Source organism: Oceanimonas sp. MB9 (genome assembly GCF_011319775.1).
GTDB lineage: Bacteria > Pseudomonadota > Gammaproteobacteria > Enterobacterales > Aeromonadaceae > Oceanimonas > Oceanimonas doudoroffii.
Genome location: NZ_VFBE01000003.1, coordinates 109,068 through 124,260, shown reverse-complemented (window position 1 = coordinate 124,260; position 15,193 = coordinate 109,068). Strand labels below are relative to the sequence as shown.

General features: G+C 60.5%; 17 protein-coding genes. 3 read left to right on the top strand and 14 right to left on the bottom strand.

What is annotated here, in order from left to right; all coding sequences use genetic code 11:
* From cyoA to OJHNALOF_RS02045, 5 genes are all read right to left on the bottom strand, one after another.
* Complete coding sequence (cyoA, locus tag OJHNALOF_RS02065; RefSeq protein ID WP_165661007.1) at positions 1-909, bottom strand: ubiquinol oxidase subunit II; 909 nt, start codon at positions 907-909, stop codon at positions 1-3.
* 171 nt (positions 910-1,080) lie between these two features.
* On the bottom strand, positions 1,081-1,485 hold the full coding sequence (locus OJHNALOF_RS02060) for a hypothetical protein (RefSeq protein WP_240919625.1): 405 nt from the start codon (positions 1,483-1,485) through the stop codon (positions 1,081-1,083).
* A gap of 136 nt (positions 1,486-1,621) precedes the next feature.
* Positions 1,622-2,230, bottom strand: a complete 609-nt coding sequence (locus OJHNALOF_RS02055; RefSeq protein ID WP_094201178.1) for a LysE family translocator — start codon at positions 2,228-2,230, stop codon at positions 1,622-1,624.
* Between the two features lie 101 nt (positions 2,231-2,331).
* Positions 2,332-3,261: a LysR family transcriptional regulator gene (locus OJHNALOF_RS02050; RefSeq protein ID WP_094201300.1), complete on the bottom strand. Its 930-nt coding sequence runs from the start codon at positions 3,259-3,261 to the stop codon at positions 2,332-2,334.
* A 106-nt stretch (positions 3,262-3,367) separates the two neighbouring features.
* Positions 3,368-4,219, bottom strand: a complete 852-nt coding sequence (locus OJHNALOF_RS02045; protein ID WP_165661006.1) for a bifunctional allantoicase/(S)-ureidoglycine aminohydrolase — start codon at positions 4,217-4,219, stop codon at positions 3,368-3,370.
* A 170-nt stretch (positions 4,220-4,389) separates the two neighbouring features.
* Between OJHNALOF_RS02045 and OJHNALOF_RS02040 the strand changes: the two genes are divergently transcribed.
* Positions 4,390-5,259 carry a LysR substrate-binding domain-containing protein gene (locus OJHNALOF_RS02040; RefSeq protein WP_094201180.1) on the top strand — a complete coding sequence of 290 codons (870 nt, stop codon included), beginning with the start codon at positions 4,390-4,392 and terminating at the stop codon, positions 5,257-5,259.
* 19 nt (positions 5,260-5,278) lie between these two features.
* Here OJHNALOF_RS02040 and OJHNALOF_RS02035 read toward each other — a convergent pair whose 3' ends face one another.
* From OJHNALOF_RS02035 to bioH, 9 genes are all read right to left on the bottom strand, one after another.
* Complete coding sequence (locus OJHNALOF_RS02035; protein WP_094201181.1) at positions 5,279-5,977, bottom strand: GntR family transcriptional regulator; 699 nt, start codon at positions 5,975-5,977, stop codon at positions 5,279-5,281.
* 128 nt (positions 5,978-6,105) lie between these two features.
* A complete protein-coding gene (locus OJHNALOF_RS02030) occupies positions 6,106-7,539 on the bottom strand; it encodes an NCS1 family nucleobase:cation symporter-1 (RefSeq protein ID WP_165661005.1) in 1,434 nt (477 codons plus the stop codon).
* A 109-nt stretch (positions 7,540-7,648) separates the two neighbouring features.
* Positions 7,649-8,455 carry an aspartate/glutamate racemase family protein gene (locus OJHNALOF_RS02025; protein WP_240919618.1) on the bottom strand — a complete coding sequence of 269 codons (807 nt, stop codon included), beginning with the start codon at positions 8,453-8,455 and terminating at the stop codon, positions 7,649-7,651.
* 69 nt (positions 8,456-8,524) lie between these two features.
* Positions 8,525-9,913, bottom strand: a complete 1,389-nt coding sequence (locus tag OJHNALOF_RS02020) for an NCS1 family transporter (RefSeq protein ID WP_094201183.1) — start codon at positions 9,911-9,913, stop codon at positions 8,525-8,527.
* A gap of 87 nt (positions 9,914-10,000) precedes the next feature.
* Positions 10,001-10,735, bottom strand: a complete 735-nt coding sequence (locus OJHNALOF_RS02015) for an aspartate/glutamate racemase family protein (protein WP_094201184.1) — start codon at positions 10,733-10,735, stop codon at positions 10,001-10,003.
* Between the two features lie 355 nt (positions 10,736-11,090).
* Positions 11,091-11,807 (bottom strand): YebC/PmpR family DNA-binding transcriptional regulator, encoded by a 717-nt coding sequence (locus OJHNALOF_RS02010; protein ID WP_094201185.1) that lies wholly within the window; start codon positions 11,805-11,807, stop codon positions 11,091-11,093.
* An 86-nt stretch (positions 11,808-11,893) separates the two neighbouring features.
* Positions 11,894-12,604, bottom strand: a complete 711-nt coding sequence (locus OJHNALOF_RS02005) for a ferredoxin--NADP reductase (RefSeq protein ID WP_094201186.1) — start codon at positions 12,602-12,604, stop codon at positions 11,894-11,896.
* Between the two features lie 18 nt (positions 12,605-12,622).
* A complete protein-coding gene (locus tag OJHNALOF_RS02000; RefSeq protein WP_094201187.1) occupies positions 12,623-12,943 on the bottom strand; it encodes a hypothetical protein in 321 nt (106 codons plus the stop codon).
* Positions 12,944-13,004: 61 nt separating this feature from the next.
* On the bottom strand, positions 13,005-13,775 hold the full coding sequence (gene bioH, locus OJHNALOF_RS01995) for a pimeloyl-ACP methyl ester esterase BioH (RefSeq protein ID WP_094201188.1): 771 nt from the start codon (positions 13,773-13,775) through the stop codon (positions 13,005-13,007).
* 27 nt (positions 13,776-13,802) lie between these two features.
* Here bioH and OJHNALOF_RS01990 point away from each other — a divergent pair, with 27 nt between their 5' ends.
* Both OJHNALOF_RS01990 and nfuA read left to right on the top strand, forming a co-directional pair.
* Positions 13,803-14,498 (top strand): ComF family protein, encoded by a 696-nt coding sequence (locus OJHNALOF_RS01990; RefSeq protein ID WP_165661004.1) that lies wholly within the window; start codon positions 13,803-13,805, stop codon positions 14,496-14,498.
* A 71-nt stretch (positions 14,499-14,569) separates the two neighbouring features.
* Positions 14,570-15,148: a Fe-S biogenesis protein NfuA gene (gene nfuA, locus OJHNALOF_RS01985; protein WP_094201190.1), complete on the top strand. Its 579-nt coding sequence runs from the start codon at positions 14,570-14,572 to the stop codon at positions 15,146-15,148.
* Positions 15,149-15,193 lie beyond the last annotated feature (45 nt).

Genomic DNA, 15,193 nt, shown 5'->3' with positions numbered 1-15,193 from the left:
TTATTTCTCAGCCTCCATCATCATGCTGGCGGACAGATGATGCGAATGTTCATCGCCCGCGATGGGGTGATGATCCTGCATGAACTTCATCACAACGTCATGGAACAGGCCTTGGCTGACATCGCCAAAGTATTCCACCGGATGGTTTTCACTGGGCTCGGCCAGCTGCTGGTACACGCTCAGGTCGAGGGTGTTGCCGGCGGCCTTCACCTTGTCGACCCAGGCCTCAAAGCCGGCCTCGTCGGGGGTGGCGATGGCGTCAAACTTCATGCCAGTAAAGCCTTCACCGCTGTAGTTGGCGGAGATGCCGTCGTAACGGCCGGGCTCGTTGGCAATCAGGTGCAGCTGGGTCTCCATGCCCGCCATGGAGTAGATCTGGCTACCCAGCTGGGGAATGAAGAAGGAGTTCATGGTGGTGTCGGAAGTAATGCGAAACTCCACCGGCACATCGGTGGGAAACGCCAGCTCGTTGACGGTGGCAATGCCCTGCTCCGGATAGATGAACAGCCACTTCCAGTTCAGTGACACCACCTGCACCACCAGGTGGTCCTTGTCGTGCTGAAGCTTCTTGTACGGGTCCAGCGCGTGCGTGGAGCGCCAGGTGATGATGCCCAGCACCACGATGATGATGATGGGAACCACCCACACCACGGTTTCGATTTTGGTGGAGTGGGCCCACTTGGGGGCATAGATCTCGTCGCGGCCTTCACGGTATTTCCAGGCGAAGAACAGCGTCATCACGATCACCGGAATCACCACCAGCAGCATCAGGCAGGTGGCGACGATGATCAGATACTTCTCATCGGCGCCGACCTGACCCTTGGGATCCAGCACGCCGCCTTCGCAGCCGGACAGCGCAAAGAACGCCGCCCCTGCCAATAGCAGGTTAACTAACTTTCGAATAAACAAAGGAAACCTTCCCCTATCCCTAAAGGTGCCAGCTTGCCGCACAGCACGGCAAGACAGTTATGGGTATCGAGCGATACGCAGTGGCGGGATCGACCGCCTTGACAAGCACGGCTGGCAGACGGCTACCGGCAGACGCGGTAACGGCGCCCTACAACAGCGTTTGAAAAAGGATCAGAACCCGAATGAAAACATCGGTGGAGCCCGGCAGCTGTGCGCCCTCAGCAGGGCACGGCGAGGCTTTGGAGATGTGGAGAGAGCCGGCCTGGAATGGTGTGTTCTCGGCCAGTTAAGGTGTTGCAGCAGCAGATGCAGCAACATCAGCAGCCACTGCAGCAGCAGCGGTGCAAACACCAGCAGGCTGGTGCAGAGCAGGGATTTCAGGGCATCAATGGGGAACAGATCCGCCAGTTGCGCCTGGTATTCAAAAATATCGGCCGACAGTCCGGTCCAGCTCAGCAACCAGTTGCCCAGCACTTCCAGCACCATGATGGCACCGAGCACCCCAACTCCGTCCATACCGATCCGTGACAGCGACATCAGGTCGTGCCATTGTTCGGCGGTGGGCAGATACAACATGGGACTCAACTGCTGGCTTCCATTGGTTGCAAGTGTGATTAAAACCGTGACCGGGTTAACAGGCCGATTTTTTGACCGCGAAAGGCTACCAAACTTTGATCCAGCGCACAACCATGACGCACGTTTCGAGCTCGGCTTACAACACCACCTTGCAGGCCAGCGCCAGCAGCACCAACCCACTGATCTTGTCGATCAGCGCCGCTTTGGCCTTCAGCCAGGCCAGCACCGGCCCGCGGGACAGCAACAAGGCCACCAGCACATACCAGAGCGCATCAATGCCGCCGGCGGTGAGCATCATGATGCCACCCTGCTGCCAGCCGGTGTCGGCGCGGACGAACTGGCTGAACAGGGCCACGAAGAAAATCGCCAGCTGGGGGTTGAGAAAGGCCACCATAAAGCCCTCAAAGGCGCCCTGACGGCCGCGCACCGAATGGCCGCCTTCATTTACCGTCCCCGGTTGCGGCTTCGCCAGCAAGGCCTTGATGCCTAGCCAGGCGAGAAAGGCGGCACCGCCGTAGCGAATCACGTCAAACAACAGCGGATTGCGGGTGATCAACAGCGCCAGCCCCAACGCGGTGATCAGCGCATAGAGCCCCACGCCCAGGCCGTGCCCCAGGGCGGTGAGCACGCCGTGCCCCTGACCACCGCGCACCGTGTTGCGGATCACCACCGCCAGGCTGGGGCCGGGGCTGATGGCCCCCATGATGCAGATGGCCGCCAGGGCCAGCCAGCTGGAAAATTCCATCGTATCGTTCCTGTATATACCTGCCTTTGAATGACACTCAGCTTAATGCCGCCAACACCATTCAAAAAATGAAAGTTATGAATACAAGCCATAGCCTATGGCTATAGACTGACACGACTCTCGCGAACGGTGCGCCGCAGGTGATCCCGTAAAAAGGGGTAGGCCAGCTCTCGAAACCAACGATGGGCCGGATCCTGATGATGCCGTTGATGCCACATCAGATGGTATTGCTGAGGCCGGGTGGCAAACGGTAGGGAGCCATAAGTCAGTTCATGCTGCTGCGACAAGTGCCAGGCGATGTGCGCCGGCGTGGTCATCAGGCAGTCGGTGCGACACAGCACCTCGACGGCCGCCTGAAAAAAGGGAACCCGGGCAAACCAGCGCCGGCTTAGCCCTTGAGGAGCCAGTACCTGCTCCACCGGGCTGTCCTTGTCACCGCCACCGCTCACCTGCAGGTGCGGCCAGTCCAGGTATTCCGACAGGCTGATGGCCCGGCCCGCCAGGGGGTGCCTTTGCCCCATCAGCACCACCAGGCTGTCTTCCCCCTGATACAGGCCACGAACAAGCTCGGGCACTTCGTCGGTAATGGTCGACACCATATCCAGCCCTGAATGCCACAGGTTCGGCAACTGGCTCTTGTCCCACGACACATACTCCAAGGCAGCCAGCGGCGCCTGACGCATCAGCTCGGCACAGATATGCGGCAGTATGTATTGGGCCACATAGTCGGACGATGCCAGCCGAAATACCCGTTGGCAGCGGGCGGGCTCGAAGTCGGGGGTGGCATAGAGCCGCTCCAGGGCTCCCAGCGAGTCGGCCAGCTCCTGCGCCAATGCTTCGGCCCTGGGCGTCAGCAGCCAGCGCTGCCCCTCGCGGACCAGCAACTCGTCGTTGAACTCTCGACGTAATTGCGTCAGTTGCTTGCTGATGGAAGGCTGGCTCAGGTGCAGCAGCTCGGCCGCTCGACTGAGATTGCGGGTATCCAGCAATGCCTTGAGGGTGGGTAACAGGTTAAGGTTGGCCTTGTGCACCTTGGAACGTTCCAGAATGGTTTTGCCGGTTATCTTAGGTCAGCCCGCGAATGAACAGAAACAAAAAAGGGCGGCCCATGGCCGCCCCTTGTCTGGCAGAGACTGCTTACTTGCGGTTGCCGCGGTAAGCAGGGGACGAGTTCAGCACCATGTGGCGGTTCACGTCCTTGTACAGCAGGTAGCGGAAGCGGGTCGGGCCGGCCGCGTAGCAGGACTGCGGGCAGAAGGCGCGCAGCCACATGTAGTCACCGGCTTCCACTTCAACCCAGTCCCGGTTCAGGTGGTAAACCGCCTTGCCTTCCAGCACGTACAGGCCGTGCTCCATAACGTGAGTTTCGTCGAACGGAATCACACCGCCAGACTGGAAGGTCACGATGTTCACGTGCATGTCGTGGCGCAGATCGGTCGGATCGGTGAAACGGGTGGTGGCCCACACGTCATTGGTGTCCGGCATGGAGGTCGGCGCAATGTCGTTCTCGTTGGTCACGAAAGCCTCCGGCACGTCGATGCCGTCTACATATTCGTAGGCCTTGCGCAGCCAGTGGAAACGCACGGGGGCGTCGCTGTTGTTCTTCACGGTCCACTTGGCACCCGGCGGCAGGTAGGCGTAGCCACCCAGATCCATGTGATACTCTTTGCCTTCCAGGGTCAGGGTCATTTCACCTTCAACGATGAAGATAACGCCTTCGGCACCGGCATCCAGCTCAGGCTTCTCGCTGCCACCCTGGGGAGATACTTCCATGATGTAGTGAGAGAAGGTCTCGGAGAAGCCGCTCATCGGACGGGCGATAACCCACAGGCGGGTTTCATCCCAGAACGGCAGGAAGCTGGTCACGATGTCGCTCATTACGCCTTTCGGAATAACGGCGTAGGCTTCGGTGAATACGGCACGATCGTGGATCAGTTGAGTCTGCGGGGGCAGACCGCCCTTGGGGGCATAATAGGTATTACGGGCCATTACTTCGTCCTTTTATGCTTGAAATGGTTGGTCATTGCCAACGAAGGCAGCACGGCAACTCATGGGCCATACCGCTTAAATGCTGAACACATGGATTGTAGAGCATACCTGGATAATTTATAAATTAAATAATACACTGGCACCCAGTGACTTTCCCACTGGAAGACGGAATGACCCAACTGACCACCCTGGATCCGGTGTTGCTGCGCAGCTTTGTCGCCGTGGTCGACACCGGCAGCTTTACCCGCGCCGCCGACAGCACCCACCTCACCCAGTCCACCGTCAGCCAGCAGGTGCGCAAGCTGGAATCCCAGCTCGGCTGCGAGCTGCTTAACCGCAAGGGCCGCTATATTACCGCCACCCTGGAAGGCGAACGGGTGCTCAACTATGCCCGGCGCATTCTGCAGCTGATGCACGAAGCCGTGGCCCAGACCAGCCTGAGCATAGAGCAGCAGAAAATTCGCCTGGGGGTGCCGGAAGACTTTGCCACCCACGCCATCATGCCCGCCCTCTCCGCCTTTGCCGATCAGTATCCCGGCATTCGGCTGGAGGTAAAAAGCGGCCTGTGCAGCGATATCTGGCGGCAGTTTCAGCGCGGCGAGCTGGATTTGGCTCTGGTCAAGCAGCGGCCGGGCAGCGTGCCGGGCCTGGCCAGCTGGCCCGAGCCGCTATGCTGGATAGACGGCCTGGACAGTGACAACCTCGCCAGCCAGCCGGTGCCGCTGGTGACCTTTCCCATCGGTGGCCTGTATCGGGGGGAAATGGCCCACACCTTTGATCGCCTGGGCCGCAGCTGGCGGCTGGCTTATGTCAGCACCAGCCTGTCAGGAGTATGTTGCGCGGTGGAAGCCGGCTTTGGCATCTCGCTGCTGCCGCGACGACTGGTGACCGCCAACCACCGCATCCTCTCCGAGGACGACGGCCTGCCGGACGTACCGGATCTGGAGCTCACCCTGCACGCCCAGGACCAGCTCTCGGCCCACAGCAAGCTGCTGGCGGAACGGCTGATCAGCGCCTGCAACGACACCTGCCGGCAATAACACCGAGCCGCAGTCCGCCTCAGAGGTCGGCGAAGATATGCTTGAGGTTGACGTCTTCCTCGGTCTGCGGCTCCAGTTGCAACTGAGCCTCAATGTCGTTGAGGTGGTCAATCATCAGCTGCACCGCCCGCTCGGTATGGTGGCCGGCAATGGCTTCCAGCAGCTCGTTGTGATCACCGCAAGACGGCCTGATGCCATGATGATGTCCCTTGCGCGCGCCGCTCTGGTACAGCGCCACAATCAGCGAGGAACGGGGAATGATCTCGTGCAGGAAAGACGTCAGTACCGGCTTGTTGGCCAGCTTGCCGATCAGCAGGTGAAACTCCCCAGACAGCCGAATGCGCAGGCTCTGCTCCCCCTGCTCGGCCGCCTGATGTTCCTTCTCCAGGTGTTCCTGCAGCAGCTTTTTCTCCCGCAGGGTGCACTTGCTGGCCAGTTCCCGCACCAGCTCGGCCTCGATCAGCCGGCGGGCCTGAAAAATATCCCGGGCCTCTTCCGGCGAGGGCTCGGTCACGAAGGCACCGCTGTTGGGCACCAGATTAACCAGCTTGTCGTGTGATAACTGCAGCAGCAGCTTGCGCACAAAGCCCCGGCTGAGCCCAAAGGTTTCACATAACTCCTCTTCCTTCAGCCGCGTGCCCGGCAGCAGCTTGTGGGCGACAATGGCCTCCCAGATACGCTGGTAAACCTTGTCCAGATCATTGTTTTTATTGTTCATGGGCGTTTCCTGTGTGCTCGTTGCTTAACCAAAGATTAACATGGCTTTGCATTGTCAACAATCATGCCCACATTTGTTAAAAACAATAAAAAAGCGACCTCACCGAGGCCGCTTTTCGCCACAACGTGTCAGCCCCGGCTGCGGGAAGCAAGCCAGTAATAGAACAGGCCGCCCAGCGCCGCGCCGATCAGCCAGCCGTAGCCATTGAGATCGGCCAGGGCCGGCACCCAGACGGTGGCGATGGAAAACAGCGCCGCCAGACCAAAGGCTGTCAGCGCCTTTTTGTTCCAGCCGTTCTGGTAAAAATAGGCCCCTTCAGGATCCCGGGAAAACAGCTGCTGCATGTTCAGTTGCTGTCGCTTCACCAGGTAGTAATCCACCACGATGATGCCGTAGAAGGGCGCCACTATGGCTCCCAGCGCATTGACGAAGCCGGGAATACCAATCTGGCTTATCACCGACACCCAGAGCGCGCCCACAAAGAAGGCAACCACGGCGGTGATCAGGCCGCCGATGCGAAAACTGATCGCCCTGGGAAACAGGTTGGCCAGGTCATAGGCCGGCGGAATAAAGTTGGCCACCAGGTTGATGCCCACGGTGGCGGCAAAGAAGGTCAGCGCCGCAATAATGGTCAGGGGCAGCGAGTCCACCCGCTCCACGATGTCGGCGGGGTTGGTGAGCGCCTCGCCAAACAGCACTAGGGTGCCGGCGGTGATGATCAGGGCGATAAAGGAGAAAAAGGCCACGTTGAGGGGCAATCCCACTAGGTTGCCGATTTTCATCTCCCGCTCGCTGCGTACAAAGCGGGTGAAGTCGCCGAAGTTGATCACCACGGCGGCAAAATAGGCCACCATGGTGCCGACAATGGCGGTAAAGGCCGCCAGGTCGCTGCCCTGGTAGTCGCCGCCGCCATCAAAGATGGTGGCCACCGCCGGCAACAGCTGATCACCGGCCTGATACCAGACGATGGCCATCAGCGCCAGCATCACCACGTAGACTAGGGGGCCGGCCCAGTTGAGGAAGATCTTGATCTTGTCGATACCCTGCCAGAACAGCATGATCTGGAACAGCCAGACGATCACGAACGACAGCCAGGCGGTGCCCGACAGCCCCAGATACTGGCTGTCGCCGGCGCCCCACAGGGCGGTAAGCAGCAGGGTCACGGCGGTGGAGGCAAAGTAGGTCTGCACCCCATACCAGAAGATGCCGATAATGGCCCGCAGCAGGGCCGGAAAGTTGGCGCCGCGCACCCCCATGCTGGAGCGAATCATCACCGGAAAGGGAATGCCGTATTTAACGCTGGGTTTGCCGGTCAGATTGACCAGCACCATAACGATAACCCCGGCCAGAATAATGGCCGCCATCACCGCCCAGCCATTCAGGCCGTAACTCAGAAACAGCGAGGCGGCCAGGGTATAGCCGAACAGGCTCTGAATGTCGTTGGACCAGACGTTGAAGATCTCAAACCAGCCCCAGCTGCGATCACTGTGCTTGATCGGGGCCAGATCCTCGTTATAGAGCAGTGGATCGTGATGGGTTATTTCGAGTTGCTTGTCATCCATGACGTTCATCCTGATGGTTAAAATACACTAGGCCCCACTCGACACATGGACCGAGTGGGGGCTTACTGACGCGCTTAGCATCGCGGGACGCCGGCAAAACGGTGCCGGCCTATTCCCCCTGAATCGCTGCGACGGCCGCACGGGCAGCGGCATTGACCGCGACGACCAATGGCACATCAAAGTGCGGCTGCAACCTCAGTGCGGATGCCGAAAGCGGGCCTCCCCCCATAATTACAGCCTTTGTCTCATCTTTTTCAAGTGACTCCTGCACCGCGCCCGCCAGCGCCGCATCAAGCTTTTCTGGTGATTTGACCAGCTCCAATGGATCACCGGACGTCACCCTGACGCCTCGATACAGGTGCGCATAGCCCAGGGCCTCGGCCTTTTGCCGGAACGACTCAATCAACGCCTCATCCGGGGTAACGGTCACAATGCTGAATGCTCGATTGCCGCGAGCAGCCTCATGAAACACTTCCTCACCGATACCAAACACCGGAATGTCTACCGCCGCGCGCAGTTCTTCCAGCCCCGGATCACTGAAGGCCGATACGATGAGCGCCGCCACCCGCTTGTCTTGGGCGGCTTCTACCCCTACCGCCACCACGCCTGGCGCCGCGTCAATCATATCCTGAGGCGTCGTGAGCAAGGGCGGGGCATCCATGTTGCTTCTTGCCACCAGCCTGGCGACGCCTTTGGTTTCCAGCCTGGCAAGCTCAGCCATGGATTCAGTGGCCTTGGTGTTTGAATTGGGGTTGATAAGCACAATGGTTTTGATGGTATCCGCTCCTTTCGCTCCGGTCATATGCACATTCTGGACCTGTTGCTCTGCCTGCACGACCGAGGGCAGGGCAAGAATACTGAGCAGGCCGCAAGTAGAGAGTTTGAATGTAGATAACCATGACTTTAGCTTTGGCATAAGGTGCTATCTCCATGAAATGACAGGGTCGTGATGGTGAAGCCCCGTCCGATGGACGGGGCGGGTGCGTTACTGACGGAAACGCTGACAGGGCTGCCAGTACTGCATCAGCAGGAAGTAGGTGAGGCCGGCAGGGATCAGGCTGGCGTACCAGGACACCGAGGAGAAGGTCAGGGCCACCACGGCGCCGGTAAGGGCAGCGATCACGGCGGCGTAGTTCACGCCCTTGTAAGGGCCATTCTCGTCATACAGCTTGTCGATATCCAGCTTGCGGCGACGCAGAATGAAGTAGTCCACCACCATCACTGCAAAGATGGGACCGAGAAAGGCGGAGTAGGTCTGCACGAACAGCTGCAGGCCAGCGGACGACTCTTCCTTCACCAGTTCCCAGGGGAAGGTGCAGAAGGCCAGCAGGCCCACCAGAATGGTGGAGGTGCGGAACTTCAGCTTGAACACGTCCATCAGGATGTAGGTGGGCGGCACCACGTTGTTGAGCACGTTGGTGGTGACCTGGGCAAAGGCGATAAACAGCAGGGTGGTCACCAGCAGCGGCGTGTTGTCGACGGCGCTGGAGAACACCTGAATGGGGTCGGACACACCGGTGGCGCCGGACACCATCAGACCGATCAGACCCATAAACAGGGTGCAGGGCAGAATGGACATGGCGTAGATCAGGGTGAGCAGGCCCGGCTTGGTGCCTTCCTTCAGCTCACGGGAGTAGTCGCTCACGTTCAGCATCATGGTGCTGTAAATGCCGAGGAACAGCATGGTCGCGCCCCAGAAGGGCACACCCCAGGTACCTTCCATGTTCACCAGGTTGGCGGTGATCTCGTCGCCATAACGGTTGATCACGCTCCAGAACATGTACACCAGCGCCAGCAGAATAAAGCCGCTGCCCACGTTTTCCAGCCACTTGATGCCCTGGAAGCCAAAGATGGACAGGCCGATCTGCAGGAACTGGAACAGCACGAAGAACAGCACCAGGTTGTCAAAGCCGAACAGGGTGGCCGACACTGCGTTCAGCGCCCCCGCCCCTATCCAGCTCTGAAAGCCGTACCAGACAATGGCCGGCACCGCCCGCACCAGGCCGGGAAAGCGAGTGCCGGAAAAACCAAAGGCGGCCCGGGCCTGCACCATGAAGGGAATGCCGTACTTGTAGCCGGCGGCGCCGTTCAGTGCCAGGGCAATGCCGATCACAAAGCAGCCGATGGCGATGGCCACCACCGCCTGGGTCAGGTTGAGGGTGCCGACAATGCTGGAGCCCATGGTAAAGGTGCCGATCGACACGCAACCGCCAAACCAGGCCAGCAGGTAGGAGACCCGGCCCATAATGCGGTGCTTTTGCGGTGCCAGGGATTCCTCTCCGGCCTTTTTGTCGTGACCGGCGGCGGGTGCCGGTTCGGCCTTGCCGGTGGTCATGGGAATGGCGGCTTCGCTGTTGATATTCTGAATAGCCATAGTCTAGTCCTCGGTATTCCATCACATGAAGGCGTTGCCGCCCTCATCCTGCGCCGGCCGTCGTTGGCCGTGCGTTTACGGGTGGGCTCAGGCGATTTTCAGCCCCTTGCCCGGTGCGGCCAGCTCGGGGCGTGGCCAGTTAAAGGTCAGCACCTTGCTGGTCCCCAGTTTCATATCCACCATGGCCTCGCACAGCTTGACCGCGGCCACGGTGCCGTCGATCACCGGAATGCCTATCTCGCGCTCGATAAACTCCCGGTGGGCCGACATGCCGGCGCAGCCCAGTACAATGGCCTCCGCCTTGTCTTCTTCCATGGCCAGCCGGCACTCGGCAATGACCTTGGCGATGGCAGCCTCGGGCGATGTGGCCAGATCCAGCACGCGCATGGGGGTGGTGCGAATACGCTTGCAGTGCTCGCCAAAGCCGTAACGGCTGACCAGGTGCTCGGTCATAAAGCGCACTCTGGGGGCCGTGGTCACCACGCTGAAGCAGGCGCCGGCCATGCTCGCCATGTGAAAGGCCGCTTCGGCAATGCCCAGTACCGGCTTGTCGGTCAGCTCCCGGGCCGCATACAGGCCGGGGTCGCCAAAGCAGGCCAGCACATAGGCGTCGATGTTTTCTTCCCGGTCACCCCGAGCGATTTCCTCCAGTACACCGGGCACCGCCAGCGCCTCATCGTAAAAACTTTCAATTGAAGCCGGCCCGCTGGCCGGGCTGACCGCCAGCACTTCGGTGTCGGGCCGGGCCACGCCGTCGGCCAGCCGCTGCAGCGCATCGGTAAACGACTGGGTGGTGTTGGGGTTGATGATCTTGATCCGCATACTGACTCCTTGTTCACAGCAAACCTGGTTAATCGTTAACGATTTTATTATGGGACAATCGTTAACGATCTGTAAACACGAATGTGCATCCTGTTTTGCTGCCGTCCGGCCTGAGGATCCATGATACCGCTCCGGCACCACCCTCACGAAAAACAAAAAAACCACTGATAAAAAAGAAAAAATAAAAACCGTATGCTGTATAACTGACTCAGAAAGGGACACATTAAGCACCCCTTTCATTCTCGTAATTTCACAAAAATAAAAAATATTGTTATCAATTTTGTGATCAGTGGCACGCAATCGGCCATAAAAAAACCCTCCGAGCGGAGGGTTTTTCTGCAACAACTGTGCGAACTCAGTATTCGGCGTTGTGATAGACGTTCTGCACGTCGTCCACATCGTTGAGCATGTCGAGGAAGCGCTCCATCTGGGCCACATCGTCACCGCCGATTTCCACCGTGGTCTGGGGCACGAACTGAATGGCGTCCACCTCGAAGTCGATACCTTCAAAGGCCTCACTCAGGGCCTGCTTGGCCTTGAAGTATTCGGTATTGGGGGCGAACACGGTCACCTTGCCGTCTTCCAGCTCGATGTCGGTCACGTCCACGTCGGCCATCATCAGTGCTTCCAGTACCGCTTCCTCATCGTCGCCCTCAAACACCAGAATGGCGCAGTGGTCAAACATGTGGCTGACGGTGCCGGAGCTGCCCAGTTTGGCCTTGACCTTGTTGAAGCACTGACGGATGTCACCGATGGTGCGGTTGGGGTTATCGGTGAGGCAGTCGACGATGACCATGCAGTTGCCCGGGCCAAAGCCTTCGTAGCGGGCCGGGGAGAAGTCTTCGCCGGCACCGCTGGTGGCTTTTTGCAATGCCTTTTCAATCACATGGGAAGGCACCTGATCTTTTTTGGCGCGATCGATCAGGCCACGCAAACTCAGGTTGCCATCGGGGTCGGCGCCGCCCGCTTTGGCGACCACGTAAATTTCGCGGCCGTACTTGCTGTAGACCTTGCTCTTGGCGTTGGCGGTCTTGGCGATGGATTCTTTGCGGTTTTGATAGGCTCTGCCCATGGCGTGATCTCGTTGTTCAACAAAAAGAGCACGAATTTTACACACAGAGCCGAATCAGGTCTATTTTCGCGGATGTCACACCGTCGCTAATATCCGGCGAATTCCTCGGTACGCACGCGATCCTCGGCCACACCGGCCTCGCTCAGCACGGATCTCATGGCACTCACCAGCCCGGGCGGACCGTCCAGGTAATACAGCGGCGCAGTCAGATTCATAACATGGCGACGCAGCATGGCCACATCCAGGTGGCCTGTTTCTCCCTGCCAGCCGGCATCCTGGGTCATGATCGGCACCACCCGATAATTGCTGCGCCCGGCACAGGCCTGCCGCAGCTCGTCGAGAAAGGCGGCGTCTTTGGGTCTGCGGTTGGCATAAAGCAGGGTGATGGCGCCGTTATGCCCCTCGCTCAGAGACTGCAGCACCATGCTGCGCACCGGAGTAATGCCAATGCCGCCGGTAATAAACACCACGGGCACCTGGCCATCGGCGGGCAGCACGAAGTCACCGTAGGGGCCCTTGAGGGTGAGCGCGGCGCCGGGCCTGAGCCCGCCCAGTACCCGCTTGAAGGCAGTATCGCGCAGGCGGGTGGCCACCATCAGCTCTCCCTCGGCGGGAGCCGACGCCAGTGACAAAATGCGGCCATTGCCTTCGTCGTCGGTTTCCGGCGGATCCACCAGCGCCAGCCGGGCACACTGCCCGGCCTTGTAGTCAAAGCCGGCGGGCCGCTCAAAGAACAGCGCCAGGGTGCCGTCGGCCACCGGCTCGGAGCGCTTGAGCGTAAGATCATAACTGGCCATGAATGCCTCCCCGTGAGATCAGATCTCAATGTCCAACGCGGCGCCGGTATGGGCTTCGCCTGCGTGGTAGCGCCGGTGGATCACGTCCAGGCGGCGGCTCATGGCCGCACTGGTACCAATCAGGCACACGGCTCCCTGATGCAGGCTGAGCCAGGCTTCCATGGACTCCTCATGCCGGTTGCGCTGACGTTGCCGATCTCGCTGACGAAGGGCGACATAGGGCTGCACCGCCCGTATCACCGGTATCGCCGGCCGGCGCACATTGTCGGTGCGAGCCGCCTCGGTGGCCGGCTGGGCCGGATTGGGCGGCAGGTTGGGCAAAATTACCGGAATGGCCATGAAAGCCCCCTTGTACCTGTTCGCCTTCCAGTATGGTCCCTGTCACCCTTTTCTGCTTGGCTCAGCGCGGCCCATGCAGAAAGCGACGGATCTGCTCGGCGGTGGCATCGGGGTGGGAAATAAAGGGCGCGTGGGACGCCTTGGGCTCCATATGACTGTGGCTGGCCGGGGCCAGATCATCGGTGAGCGCCGCGGCCTTGCGTGGCACCAGGCCGTCGAGCCGGCCGTAGAGGCGCAGCAACGGCATCCCCAGGTCGGCCAGCCGGGTCCGCAGATCCACCTCACCCAGCAGTCCCAGGCCGGCGGCCAGGGCTCCAGGATCCGGCGCCGGCTTGCTCGCCAGGCTGTCGCGCAGCCGGCGAATGTCGTCCCGGGCATGTTCGCTGCCCATGGCCTGCAGTGCCAGAAAGCGATTCACCACCTGATGATGATCCTCCGCCAGCTGTTGTTCAAAGCCGCTCAGCACCTCTGGCTTGATGCCGGGCCAGCCGGCTTCGCTGACAAAACGCGGAGAGCTGGCCAGGGTGATCAGCGCACTGACCCGCGTTGGTGCCTGCAGCGCGGCCTGAGTGGCCACCAGGCCGCCCAGGGACCAGCCCAGCCAGGCGGCCCGCTCCGGCACTGCCGCCAGTACGCTGTCGGCCCAGTCGGCCAGGGTAGCGCCGGCCGCCAGCGCCGGGCTGTGGCCAAAGCCCGGCAGATCCACAATGTGCAGGCAAAAGTCGCCTTCAAGCCGGGTGGCCAGCTCGCGCCAGACCGCGCCATTCATGCCCCAGCCATGCAGCAGCACCAGATGCGGGCCTCGGCCGTGTTGTTCTGTATATACACTCATTACATGATTCCTCGTCGCGACCACGCCATGATACGGCCCTTGCTTACCCGCTTACAATCCGGTCCGCTGTGGTGGGGCCAGTGCCTGCTGTGCCGGCAGGACTGCCATGAGGCGCCGCTGTTGTGCCGGCATTGCCGCGCCGATCTACCGGTGCTGGACCATTACTGCCCCGGTTGCACCCGTGCGCTGCCGCTGGCCGGCGTCCGCTGCGGCCATTGCCAGAGAAGGCCCCCTCCCTGGCAGCGCATGCAGGTTGTCGCGCCCTTTGCCCCGCCCTTCAGCCGGCTGGTGCACGATCTTAAATATCACGGCCGTCTGCTCAACGGCCGTCTGCTGGGGCAGTTGCTGGCCGAGCGGCTGGCGCCTCCCTGGCCCGAGGCGGTGCTGCCGGTGCCCCTGCACTGGTGGCGGCGCCTGCGCCGGGGGCACAACCAGGCGGAAGAGATTGCACGGGGCCTGCAACAAACCCTGCCACTGAAGGTGGATCGCCGGCTGCTGCGGCGCATACGGGCCACCCCCTCGCAAACCCACCTGAGCCGGGCCGAGCGTCGCCGCAACCTGACCGACGCCTTTGTCGCCGGCGCCAGCCGCTACCGCCACGTGGCGCTGCTGGACGATGTGATCACCACGGGAGCCACCATGGCCGAACTCACTCGGCTGTTGCTGGCTCGGGGAGTGGAGCGGGTGGAAGTCTGGGCGGTGTGCCGCACTCTTGAACACTGACGGCTATTCAAGGCCCGACAACAAGAGTATGATAAAAGTTGAGCTGTTTAGTCAGGTTTACGAGGATAGCGATGATTACGATTTCCGAAACCGCCCAGGGACATTTCCGCAAGCTGCTGTCCCAGCAGCCGGAAGGCACCAATATTCGAGTCTTTGTGGTTAACCCGGGCACCCCCAATGCCGAGTGTGGTGTTTCCTACTGTCCACCCGATGCGGTGGATACCGACGATACCCATCTGCCGTTTGACGGCTTTGAAGCCCTCGTCGATGCCCAAAGCGCGCCCTTCCTGGAAGAGGCCGAAATCGACTTCGTCACCGATCAGATGGGCTCCCAGCTGACCCTGAAGGCGCCCAACGCCAAGATGAGCAAGGTGCCCGACGACGCGCCCCTGGCCGACCGGGTAGAGTATGTGATCCAGTCCCAGGTCAACCCGGGCCTCGCCAGCCATGGCGGCAAGGTGGTGCTCACCGAGATCACCGCAGAGGGCCTCGCCATTCTGCAGTTTGGTGGCGGCTGCAACGGCTGCTCCATGGTGGACGTGACTCTGAAGGAAGGCATCGAGAAACAACTGCTCGAGCTGTTCCCGGGTGAACTCACCGGCGTGCGCGACGCCACCGAGCACGAGCGCGGCGAGCACTCCTACTACTGAGTGCATTTGCTCAAACGCAAAAAAGGAGCCGAGAGGCTCCTTTTT